The sequence below is a fragment of the Agrobacterium salinitolerans genome (genome assembly GCF_002008225.1).
GTDB classification, from domain to species: Bacteria; Pseudomonadota; Alphaproteobacteria; order Rhizobiales; family Rhizobiaceae; genus Agrobacterium; species Agrobacterium salinitolerans.
This window is the reverse complement of record NZ_MRDH01000039.1, coordinates 201,606-213,035: the sequence shown is the minus strand read 5'-3', so window position 1 is coordinate 213,035 and position 11,430 is coordinate 201,606. Positions and strand designations below refer to the sequence as shown.

The 11,430-nt window shown below is 58.3% G+C and carries 8 protein-coding genes; 7 read left to right on the top strand and 1 reads right to left on the bottom strand.

Going from position 1 to position 11,430, the window contains the following annotated elements; all coding sequences use genetic code 11:
• The first annotated feature begins 255 nt into the window (after positions 1-255).
• The 5 genes from BS627_RS23715 to BS627_RS23695 all read left to right on the top strand — a co-directional run bounded on the left by BS627_RS23715 (position 256) and on the right by BS627_RS23695 (position 8,009).
• Positions 256-1,206, top strand: coding sequence for a phosphoribosylaminoimidazolesuccinocarboxamide synthase (locus BS627_RS23715; protein ID WP_077985576.1), 951 nt, complete (start codon positions 256-258; stop codon positions 1,204-1,206).
• A 3-nt stretch (positions 1,207-1,209) separates the two neighbouring features.
• Positions 1,210-1,869, top strand: a complete 660-nt coding sequence (locus BS627_RS23710; protein WP_077985575.1) for a TetR/AcrR family transcriptional regulator — start codon at positions 1,210-1,212, stop codon at positions 1,867-1,869.
• A 199-nt stretch (positions 1,870-2,068) separates the two neighbouring features.
• Positions 2,069-3,271, top strand: a complete 1,203-nt coding sequence (locus tag BS627_RS23705; protein ID WP_077985574.1) for an efflux RND transporter periplasmic adaptor subunit — start codon at positions 2,069-2,071, stop codon at positions 3,269-3,271.
• Positions 3,272-3,324: 53 nt separating this feature from the next.
• Complete coding sequence (locus BS627_RS23700; RefSeq protein WP_077985573.1) at positions 3,325-6,414, top strand: efflux RND transporter permease subunit; 3,090 nt, start codon at positions 3,325-3,327, stop codon at positions 6,412-6,414.
• Positions 6,415-6,563: 149 nt separating this feature from the next.
• Entirely contained in the window at positions 6,564-8,009 is a 1,446-nt protein-coding gene (locus tag BS627_RS23695) for an efflux transporter outer membrane subunit (RefSeq protein WP_077985572.1), read from the top strand.
• A 106-nt stretch (positions 8,010-8,115) separates the two neighbouring features.
• On the opposite strand, the gene efp is transcribed toward BS627_RS23695, so the two are convergent.
• On the bottom strand, positions 8,116-8,685 hold the full coding sequence (gene efp, locus BS627_RS23690) for an elongation factor P (RefSeq protein WP_065114199.1): 570 nt from the start codon (positions 8,683-8,685) through the stop codon (positions 8,116-8,118).
• A gap of 251 nt (positions 8,686-8,936) precedes the next feature.
• Here efp and epmA point away from each other — a divergent pair, with 251 nt between their 5' ends.
• Together epmA and BS627_RS23680 are read left to right on the top strand one after the other, a co-directional pair.
• The gene (gene epmA / locus BS627_RS23685) at positions 8,937-10,001 is read left to right on the top strand and encodes an EF-P lysine aminoacylase EpmA (RefSeq protein ID WP_077985571.1); all 1,065 of its coding nucleotides are present in this window, start codon (positions 8,937-8,939) and stop codon (positions 9,999-10,001) included.
• Positions 9,998-11,062: a lysine-2,3-aminomutase-like protein gene (locus tag BS627_RS23680; protein ID WP_077985570.1), complete on the top strand. Its 1,065-nt coding sequence runs from the start codon at positions 9,998-10,000 to the stop codon at positions 11,060-11,062. Before epmA ends, BS627_RS23680 begins: the two co-directional genes overlap by 4 nt.
• Positions 11,063-11,430 lie beyond the last annotated feature (368 nt).

Below are 11,430 nucleotides of genomic sequence, written 5' to 3'. Positions count from 1 at the left end.
CGCCCTCGTTCAGTGAGCGGACTTATAAGAGAACCTCACCAAACAAGTCAACACACCTATCGTCAAAAAACTGACATTTTTCGTAAGTTATTGTTATTTAATGAGAGTTTTGAGTTTCATCTAATAAACAGGGTCCAACGGCCTCCTTTACCTGCCGACTGGCCCTGCTTCGGGAAACATGCAATAGGAACGGACAGGAGTTTCAGTCAGATCGGGGCGTCCAACGTCCCTATAAAGCCAAGAATTGGAGAGCCCGTGCGCATTCTTGATGAAGCCGTCATTCCCGAGCTGCCGAATTACTACCGCGGCAAGGTCCGGGAAAACTACGACCTGCCCGACGGTAACCGCATCATCATATCCACCGACCGCCTGAGCGCCTTCGACCGTATCCTCACATGCATCCCTTATAAGGGACAGGTGCTCACCCAGACGGCGCGCTACTGGTTCGAGCATACCAAGGATATCTGCCCCAACCATGTGGTCAGCTATCCCGATCCGAATGTCGTTATCGGCAAGAGGCTCGACATATTGCCGGTCGAAGTCGTGGTTCGAGGATATCTGGCCGGCACGACGGGCACCTCGATCCTTACCCTTTATAAGAAGGGTGAAAGGCAGATGTATGGCATGAGCCTGCCTGATGGAATGAAGGACAACCAGATTTTGCCCGAACCGGTGATCACACCAACGAGCAAAGCATTCGATGGCGGCCACGACGAACCGCTGACGCCCGCAGAGATCGTCGGGAAGAAACTGTTGACGCAGGAGCAATGGGACACGCTTTCCCGTTACGCCTTGGCGCTGTTCCAGCGTGGGCAGGAAATTGCCGCAAAGCAGGGGCTCATTCTCGTCGACACAAAATATGAATTTGGGACGGACGAGAACGGTACGATCATCCTGGCTGACGAAATCCATACGCCGGACAGCAGCCGTTACTGGATGGCCGACAGCTATGAGGAAAGTTTCCGCAACGGAACGCGGCCGGCAAGCTTCGACAAGGATTTCGTAAGAGCCTGGGTCGCCGAACGCTGCGACCCTTATAAGGACGACGTTCCCGAAATTCCGCAGGATCTCGTCCTGCAGACCTCCAAGGTTTATATTGATGCTTATGAACGCATCACCGGACAGCGCTTCGTTCCCGACGATAGCGGCGAAACGCCGCTTGCAAGGGTACGCCGGAATCTGGAGCCGTTCTTCCCCGGAGTCTGACCCGTGAGCAAAACGATCGAACAGGCGAGAAAGGGCGACAGGAAGAATGACCTTCCCGTGCGGCGCCGGCCTCGTCGTTCCGCCGAGGAAACCCGGCGGGACATTCTCGCCAAAGCCGAGGAGCTTTTCCGCCAGCGCGGTTTCAATGCGGTGGCGATTGCGGATATCGCCGCGGCGCTCGGCATGTCGCCTGCGAATGTCTTCAAGAATTTCAGTTCCAAGAACGCACTCGTTGATGCGATCGCTTTCGAGCAGATCGGCGCGTTCGAACGGGACATCAAGCCGCTGGATAAAAGCCACGCGCCGCTTTCGAGACTGCGCCATCTAACACGCACCCTGATGGAACAGCACCACCGGGATTTAAACGACAATCCCTACATATTCGAAATGATCCTGATGACGGCAAAGCAGGACATGAAATGCGGCGACTATTACAAATCCGTCATTGCAAACCTTCTGGCCGACATTATCCGGGACGGTGTCGCTGCGGGAATCTATGCCCCCGCCGACATTTCGCCCCTTGCGAACACCGTGCTCCACGCGCTTACAAGCGTAATCCATCCCGTCCTCCTGGCACGGGAAGACATCGGCAATTTAGCAACACGTTGCGATCAACTCGTCGATTTAATCGATGCGGGGTTGCGCAATCCGCTTGCTAAGTGACGATTCCCAATTTACGTCACCTTCTCGCAATTGCTTGCGAAGCGCATAAGCCTGCGCTTCTATGGGCGTGGCGGTCCGGACAGAATGAGCGAAAAGGGTCACTTCCAAGGCCTTCGCCTTTTGTGTCTGTTTCCGGACGCGCATCCGCCGAGCGACATTGCGCTTATAGTTGAATGCGATCGATACGCAGGGAAGAACAATGAGCCGACGTATTTTGCCCCTATTTGCTTCTCTGTGTGTAACCGCCCTTCTGGCGGGTTGCAGCGATGGCGGCGAGAGCAGCCAGAACGCCGCCCAGAATACGGAGCGTCCGCCGTCTCCGGTCAGCGTCATCCTGATGAAGACCGGGGAATACCCCTTGACCACGGTCCTGCCCGGTCGCGCCAGCGCGTTCCAGACAGCGGAAATCCGCCCGCGCGTCACCGGCATCATCCGCGAAATTCCCTTCAAGGAAGGCAGCGAGGTCAAGCAGGGCGATGTTCTCTACCAGATCGAGGACAATACCTATCTGGCAGAAGTGGCGCAGGCCAAGGCGAGCGTGGCGAAGGCGGAAGCAAGCGTTCCGAGCGCCGAGGCGAACCTTGCCCGTTACGAACGTCTGGTCAACAGCGGCGCGACGCAGATCGAATATGAAAACGCCAAGGTGACGCTGCTGCAGGCGCAAGCCGATGTGGCGCAGACCAAGGCTGCTCTGGAAACGGCGGAAATCAACCTCGATCTCACCAAGGTCCGCGCCCCCTTCGACGGCATCACCAGCGCAACAGCCTTCAGCATCGGCAACGTGGTGACGGCCAACCAGACGACGGCTTTGACGACGCTGCGCCGCATTGATCCGATCTATATCGACCTGATGGAATCCAGCATCAATCTTCTGCGTCTGAAAAAAGCGATCTCGTCGGGCCAGCTCGGCGGCGACACGAAGGAGACCGGTATTCACCTGACGCTGGAAGACGGCACCGAATACAAGCATGACGGCAAGATCGACATGTCCGACATGGCGGTGAGCGAAACCACCGGCACCTTCTCCATCCGCGCCCTGTTCGAGAACCCGGACGATCTCCTGCTTCCCGGCACCTATGTTCGCGCCACGTTGACCATCGGCAAGGAAAAAGGCTTCCGCATTCCGCAGCGCGCCGCGAGCCGCAACGCCAGTGGCGAACTGACGGCGAAATTCGTGACGGCGGAAAACAAGGTGGAAACCCGCACCTTCCCGTCCAGTCAGCAGTCGGGCAATGCCTGGCTGGTGACGGAAAACGTCAAGGATGGCGACAAGCTCATCGTCGACGGCTTCCAGTGGATTGCCGAGGGCGCGACTGTCGCACCGGTTGAAGTGACCATCGACGATCGCGGTATCGTCGTTCTGCCGCAGCAAGCTCCGCCTGCCGCCGCCCCCACGAAATAAGCATGAGCACGAAACCCTCGGTCGAAGCTCGTAAAAGGTAAGGCAGGACTGCCATGGCCCATTTCTTCATCCGGCGCCCCGTGTTTGCATGGGTTATCGCCATCGTCATCATGCTGGGCGGCGCCCTCGCGATCTGGACATTGTCCATTTCGCAGTACCCGGATATTGCGCCGACGACGGTTCGCGTCAGCGCGACTTATAACGGAGCCAGCGCCGAAACCGTCGAAAAATCGGTGACGACCATCATCGAGGACGGCATGACCGGCCTCGATGACCTCACCTATATGACATCGTCGTCCTCGACGGGCAGCGCCGAAGTGACGCTGACCTTCGGCAACAGCATTCTGCCTGACATTGCGCAGGTTCAGGTGCAAAACAAATTGCAGCTTGTCCAGTCGCAATTGCCCGATACCGTGCAGCAGCAGGGTATCCAGGTCAGCCGCTCGACATCGAGCATTCTGATGGTCGGGGCGCTGATCTCGACCGACGGCAAACGCAACTCGGCCGATCTCGGCGACGTGTTCTCCTCGCGTGTCGAGGACCAGATCAAGCGTCTTGAGGGTGTGGGCAGCATCAACGTCTTCGGTTCTGAATATGCGATGCGCATCTGGCTGGATCCGTTCAAGCTCAACAAATACCAGCTGACCACGGCCGACGTCACCAGCGCCATCCAGAGCCAGAACACCCAGGTTTCGGTCGGCTCGCTCGGCGCCGTACCGGCCGTCAAGGGCCAGCAGCTCAACGTGACGGTAACGGCACAGAGCCAGCTCACCACCGTCGCCGATTTCGAGAAGGTCATTCTCAAAGTCGAGAAGGATGGCGCTACCGTTCGCCTCAGCGACGTGGCGCGCATCGAAATCGGCCAGGAAACCTATGGCGGCGATTCCCGCTCCAACGGCCGTCCGTCCGCCGGTTTCGCAGTCAACCTCGCCACAGGCGCCAACGCGCTCGACACGGCGGCCCGCGTGAAAGCGGCCCTGACGAATGTCGAGGGTTCGTTGCCCGAGGGGGTTTCGATTGAATATCCCTATGACACGACGCCCTTCGTGAAACTGTCGATCGAGAAAGTGGTGCACACGCTGATCGAGGCGATCATTCTCGTCTTCGTCGTACTTCTGGTATTCCTGCAAAACCTCAGAGCCACCTTCATCCCGATGATCGCCGTGCCGGTGGTTCTCTTGGGCACATTCGGCGTGCTTGCGTTGACAGGTTACTCGATCAACACGCTAACCATGTTCGCCATGGTGCTTGCCATCGGCCTTCTCGTGGACGACGCCATCGTCGTCGTCGAAAACGTCGAACGTATCATGTCGGAAGAAGGCCTGTCGCCGGTTGAAGCGACGGAGAAGTCGATGGGCGAGATCACCGGTGCTATCGTTGGTATCGCACTCGTGCTGACCGCCGTGTTCATTCCGATGGCCTTTTTCGGCGGATCGACCGGCATCATCTATCGCCAGTTCTCGATCACCATCGTGTCAGCTATGCTGCTGTCGGCTGTGGTCGCCATCGTTCTGACACCGGCGCTTTGCGCCACGATGCTGAAACCGATCGACCATCACAAGAAGCAGCGCGGACCGGGCGCCTGGTTCAACCGCGGCTTCGGCAAAACGACGGACGGTTATGTGTCCTCCATCGGCTATCTGCTGAAGCGTCCGCTGCGCGTGATGATCATTTTCGCGGTCGTTATCGGAGGCTGCGTCTGGTTCTTCAGCAAGCTGCCTAGCTCGTTCCTGCCGCAGGAAGACCAGGGTGTTCTTCTGACGATCATCCAGACGCCGACCGGCTCCAACATCGAACGCACCAACGAGGTGGTGAAGCAGGTAGAAAACTACTTCCGCGAAAAGGAAGCCGCCAATGTCGAATCGGTCTTCGGCGTGCTCGGCTTCAGCTTCAGCGGTTCTGGCCAGAACAACGCCATCGTTTTCACCAAGCTCAAGGATTTCGAAGAACGCACGGCGCCGGATCAACATGCCGGTGCCATCGTTCAGCGCGCCATGGGCACCTTCTTCGGTTTCCGCGATGCGCAGGTCTTCCCGCTTCTGCCTCCGGCCATTCAGGGCATGGGGACATCAAGCGGCTTCTCGATGTATCTCGTCGACAGCGGCCGCAACGGCACCGATGCCCTGACCGCGTCGTCCAAGGAACTGATCGCGCTGGCGACCAGCAATCCGAAGGTCAGCTCGCTCAGAAGCGGCAACCAGGACAATGAAACGCAGATGAAGATCGTTCTCGATCAGGAAAAGATGGGAGCCATGGGGGTCGATCTGTCCTCAGTGAACCTCATGCTGTCGACGATCTTTGCCGGCCGGGATGTCAACGACTTCACGCTCAACGGCGAGCTGAAGCCGGTCTATGTTCAGGGTGATGCGCCCTATCGCATGCAGCCGGACGACCTCAAGTTCTGGTACGCCCGCAATACCAATGGCGAAATGGTGCCTTTCTCTTCCTTCAGCGAAGTGAAATGGATCAATGCGCCTCCGTCTCTCGCCCGCTTCAACGGCACGGGCGCCATCTCGCTCGAAGGCACCGCCGGTGCAGGCGTTGCATCCGGTGACGCCATGGACGAGATGGAACGGCTGACGGCGAGCCTGCCGGGCGGCTACACGGTGGCGTGGCAGGGCATTTCCTATCAGGAACGCCTTTCCGGCTCTCAGGCGCCGATGCTCTATGCGTTGTCGGTACTGATCGTGTTCCTCTGCCTTGCCGCTCTCTATGAAAGCTGGTCGATCCCCTTCTCGGTCATTCTGGCCGTTCCGGTGGGTGTCCTCGGCGCTTTGACTGCGGCCCATTTCTTCGGCCAGACGAATGACGTTTACTTCAAGGTGGGCCTGCTGACGACTATCGGTCTCGCGGCGAAAAACGCGATCCTGATCGTCGAGTTCGCCAAGGAGAGGCAGGAGCACGGGTTAAGTCTTGTGGAAGCGGCGCTGGAGGCAGCCAAGCTGCGCCTGCGTCCGATCATCATGACGTCGCTGGCTTTCATCCTGGGTGTCGTGCCTCTGGCAATCGCAACTGGAGCGGGTTCCGCCGCGCAAAATGCAATCGGAATCGGGGTTCTGGGTGGTATGCTTTCTGCAACACTGCTCGGAATTTTCTTCGTTCCGTCCTTTTTCGTCATCATTCGCCGCCTTTCAAGGCGTTAACAAAACAAAAATGGGCTGTGCCAACCGTTAATACGCTGCTAGAAATGTTGCCGATTTGGCTAATGCACGTTTCTAGGGCATATCGACCGCGCAGCCCGTTTGTCAGCAAGCCGCGCTCGGTAAGCCAACCTAAGAATTGGGAAAATTACATGCTGTCTATTCGCGCTACTCTTCCCCTGACAATGCTGCTGCTCTCAGGCTGCGTCGTCGGGCCCGACCACAAAACGCCGGAAATTCAATTGCCGGGAAAGTTTGCGGAAGCCGGAAAAACCAGTAATGGCGACATCAGCAGCGTTGCGTGGTGGACGGCCTTTAACGATAGCCGCCTCAATGGTTACGTTTCCACGGGCCTCAGTCAGAACCTGACCGTGATGCAGGCGATCGAGCGCATCAATCAGGCGCAGGCACAGGTGATCGTGGACGGCGCTGGCGGCCTGCCAAGCCTGACGGCAAGCGGCAGCCACTCGACCAGCGAGACCAAGGGCAGCTATCGAGATGTTCCCGTCACGAACGTGTCGTCGGGCGGCCTCAGCGTTTCCTGGTTCCTAGACCTCTTCGGCCGTTACCGCCGCGCCACCGAAAGCGCCAATGCATCGCTCGATGCCGCTTACTCCACGGTCGACGTTCAGCGCCTGACGCTGATTTCAGCCGTCGCCGCCGCCTATATCGACGTGCGCTACTATCAGGAACGTCTGGAGATCGCTCGCCAGAACCTGGGCTCGCGCCGCGAAACGCTCGATCTGACCAAGTTGCAGCTCGAAGCCGGTGCGGCCTCGCGACTCGATGTCGTCCAGTCCGAAGGTCTGGTCAATTCGACGCTGTCGCAGATCCCCGGCCTTGAAACCAGCTTCCGCAAGGCCGCGCACCGCATCGCGACCCTGCTCGGCATGCCGGCCTCGTCGCTCATCGCTGAACTGCAGAAGGGCGCACGCCAGCCTGTTGCGCGGGCAGTTCCCCCCACCGGTATTCCGGCCGACCTGATACGCAACCGCCCGGACATCCGCGTCGCTGAACGTAATCTCGCCGCTGCGGTCGCCACGATCGGCGTGACCGAGGCGCAACTTTATCCAAGCATAGAGCTTGGTGGTGCGATCACCCCGAGCTATAATTTCCTGAGCGGCGGCGCTAGAGGAACGGCCAATAGCTGGTCCTTCGGTCCGAGCCTAACTCTTCCGATTCTCGACGGCGGCAGACTGCGCGCCAATGTCGACATCGCCAACTCACAGGCGCGAGAGCAATATCTCGTCTGGAAGGCAACTGTTCTCAATGCGGTGGAAGAGGTCGAAAACGCCCTGGCCGCTATCAATCGCGACCAGCGTACCGTCAACGCTCTGAGAAAGACCGTCGCCTCCTACCAGGAAGCGCTACAGCTCTCCACTGCCAGCTATCGTGACGGTGCATCGTCTCTGCTCGATGTTCTGGATGCTCAGCGCTCGGTCTCAGATGCACAGGCAAACCTTGCCACGGCGATCCAAACGACCGCGCAGGACTACGTCTCGCTCAACGTAGCGCTCGGCGGCGGTTACGCCGTTGGCCAGACCGCGGCTCCGAAGAAGGCGCCCGGACCGACCCGGACCGCGGCCAAGGCCATGTAAGACACGCCGCAAGGCAAAGAAAAAGCCCGCGTCTCGACGCGGGCTTTTTATTGTTCGTGATACAAAAAACACCGGTCGCCCGGTGCTTTTTAACTGGCCGTCAGGCTCAGTTCTTGGCGCGCTCGACGTAGGAATTGTCTTCGGTCGCGATGACCACGCGGATACCGGCATCGATATGCGGCGGCACCATCGTGCGGATGCCATTGGAGAGAATTGCCGGCTTGTAGGAAGAAGACGCCGTCTGGCCCTTGACGACCGGTTCGGTTTCCGTGATTTCCAACGTGACGTGACGCGGTAGTTCAACGGCCAGCGGATTGCCTTCGTGGATGGAAAGAACGCAGGTCATGCCTTCCTGAAGATAGGCCTTCTGGTCACCCATCGTCTCGACATCGACCACGACCTGATCGTAGTTTTCCGGGTTCATGAAGTGGAAGCCTTCGCCGTCTTCATAAAGGAACTGGAAGTTCAGGTCTTCGACGAAAGCCCGCTCGACCTGCTCGGTGGTGCGCCAGCGCTCGGAGACCTTCACGCCGTCAACGATGCGGCGCATGTCCACCTGCGTGACCGGCGTGCCTTTGCCGGGGTGAAAGTTCTGCGCAGTGAGAACGACGTAAAGCTTGCCGTCCACGTCGAGAACATTGCCCTTGCGGACGGATGAGGCGATAACCTTGACCATATGACTTCCTTGTAACTCGATGAAATGCGTCGTAAAGGACTGCGTGGCAGCACCGGCCCCGGCAGACGTTTTGTCTTTTTTCTGGGGCGCAACTACCTTAAATCCGCACGAATTGCCAGCCTTCTACAGCAATTCGCGGAAGAGTGCCTAGCGGTTTTCCGCCCGGAAATGCTTTAAATGATGCGATCAGGCGTTTTGCGGGCCATTTATCCGCAATTGAGCGCCGCAGAGAAGACGGAAAAGAACTGAGAATGCGCGCAAGCAAAGACACAATGTCGCCATGGTGGACGCCTGATGTCCACGCGGATCGACGCGCGTTTCTCATTGAGCGCAATGCGATCCAGTCGGCCTTTCGCGGCTATTTCGCCAGCGCCGATTTTCTTGAGGTCGATACCGCGACATTGCAGGTTTCCCCCGGCAACGAGGCTCATCTGCATGCTTTCGCTACGCAAGGCCTGACGCCGGCCGGCGACGCCGCGCCGCTTTATCTTCACACTTCTCCCGAATTTGCCTGCAAGAAGCTGCTCGCCGCCGGTGAAAAACGCATCACCTGTTTTGCCCATGTTTACAGAAACCGGGAAAGAGGCCCTCTGCACCATCCGGAATTCACTATGCTGGAGTGGTATCGGGTCGGCGAAAACTATGAGAGCCTAATGAAGGACAGCGCCAATCTTCTGGCGCTGGCAGCTGAAACCGCAAAGGCGAAGAGTTTCACCTATCGTGGTCGCAGCGTCGACCCGTTTCTCGAACCTGAGCGGGTAAGTGTCGCCGAAGCCTTCGAGCGATATGCCGGTGTGGACCTGCTGGCCACCATCAGCCGAAACGGCGAAACCGACAGTCGCCATCTTGCCGCGAGCCTCACCAATGCCGGTATTCGCGTGGCCGATGACGATACCTGGGCGGATATGTTCAGCCGTGTCATCGTGGAACGGGTGGAACCGGAACTGGGTTTCGGCAGAGCGACCATTCTTGACGAATATCCGACCGCAGAAGCGGCCCTTGCTCGCAAGTCCCCTGGGGATGCGCGGGTGGCGGAGCGTTTCGAGCTATATGCCTGCGGCGTTGAACTCGCCAACGCCTTTGGTGAATTGACCGACGCGACTGAGCAGAGACGGCGTTTCGAAATGGAAATGGCCGAGAAGCAGCGCATTTACGGCGAGACCTATCCGCTGGACGAGGATTTTCTGGCCGCACTCGCCATCATGCCGCCTGCAAGCGGCATAGCACTCGGGTTCGATCGGCTGGTGATGCTGGCGACAGGCGCGCCCCGTATCGATCTCGTCATGTGGGCCCCAGTCGCGGAATATGGACGATGACAGGGCTTGAGATCATCAAGACACCCGAAGCGCTTCTCGAAGCGGGGCTGATTGAAGCCGAAGCGCTGAAGAACCTGCGCGCGGTGACGCAGCGTTACGCACTCGCCATCACGCCATCGATTGCCGGGCTGATCGACAGCCGCGACCCGCAGGATCCCATTGCCCGGCAATTCGTACCGGACGCGGCCGAACTCGTTCACCTTCCCGAAGAGCGCGACGACCCGATTGGCGACGACGCACACAGCCCCGTCCACGGCATCGTCCACCGTTATCCCGACCGGGTTCTTTTAAAGGCGGTGCACGTCTGCCCCGTCTATTGCCGCTTCTGTTTCCGCCGGGAAATGGTCGGACCGCAGGGCAATGGCATGATGAGCCCGGCTGAGCTTGACGCCGCATTCGACTATATAAATGCTAACCCCGCCATCTGGGAGGTCATCCTGACCGGTGGCGATCCGCTGGTGCTTTCCCCCCGGCGCCTGTCTGACCTGATGACGCGCCTGAAAAACATACCGCATGTGAAGATCGTCCGATTCCATACCCGCGTGCCGGTGGTCGATCCTGACCGTATCGACGTGGCACTGATCGATGCGCTGAAGGCCAGCGGCAAAACCACCTATGTGGCCCTGCACGCGAATCATGCCCGTGAACTCAGCGAAACCGCAAGGCGCGCCTCGGCGCGCCTGATCGACGCCGGCATCGCGATGGTCAGCCAGACCGTCCTTTTGAAAGGCGTCAATGACGACCCGGCGGTTCTTGCCGAGTTGATGCGCGCCTTTGTCGAGACCCGTATCAAGCCCTATTATCTGCATCATCCCGATCTTGCGCCCGGCACCAGCCATTTCCGGCTAACGATCGACGAGGGCCAGCGAATCGTTTCGGCGTTACGCGGAAACGTCTCCGGGCTCTGCCAGCCGACCTATGTTCTCGACATTCCCGGCGGTCACGGCAAGGCCGCTATCGGCCGAAATGCGGCCGAAAAGACCCGCGATGGCTGTTACTCCGTTTCCGATTTCAACGGAAACGATCATATTTACCCACCGCCCGCTACCGGCGGCAATTAAAACAAACATAAAAAGCCCGCTGCACCGGGCTTTTCGTGGCGGCCTCGGCCGAAAACAAAAATTTCACAATTCCGCCCCTCTCCTGTCATCATAAAGAAAAATATTCTACCTATAACAATCAGCATTGATTTTAGTGCTGGTCTGGATTATCAGTGTGGAACTGGAGAACGAGTCTCCTGATTCTGGGCCAACACCAATACAGGGAGTGTGTCATGTCAAAACATATCAACATCAACGCAATCCTTGGTCTTGAGTCCTGGAATGCTGGATTTAAATCCACGTGTTCCCGCTGCTGTCGAATGTGACCTGACGGTCTCAATTTCCTGAAAATCAGTTCGACAACATGCTGTGTAAATAAGCCACAGCGG

Bases quoted from the DNA above. Each gene is read 5' to 3' on its own strand.
- BS627_RS23705 (WP_077985574.1), top strand. From the start codon at position 2,069: ATGAGCCGACGTATTTTGCCCCTATTTGCTTCTCTGTGTGTAACCGCC.
- BS627_RS23700 (WP_077985573.1), top strand. From the start codon at position 3,325: ATGGCCCATTTCTTCATCCGGCGCCCCGTGTTTGCATGGGTTATCGCC.
- BS627_RS23695 (WP_077985572.1), top strand. From the start codon at position 6,564: ATGCTGTCTATTCGCGCTACTCTTCCCCTGACAATGCTGCTGCTCTCA.
- efp (WP_065114199.1), bottom strand. From the start codon at position 8,685: ATGGTCAAGGTTATCGCCTCATCCGTCCGCAAGGGCAATGTTCTCGAC.
- epmA (WP_077985571.1), top strand. From the start codon at position 8,937: ATGCGCGCAAGCAAAGACACAATGTCGCCATGGTGGACGCCTGATGTC.
- BS627_RS23680 (WP_077985570.1), top strand. From the start codon at position 9,998: ATGACAGGGCTTGAGATCATCAAGACACCCGAAGCGCTTCTCGAAGCG.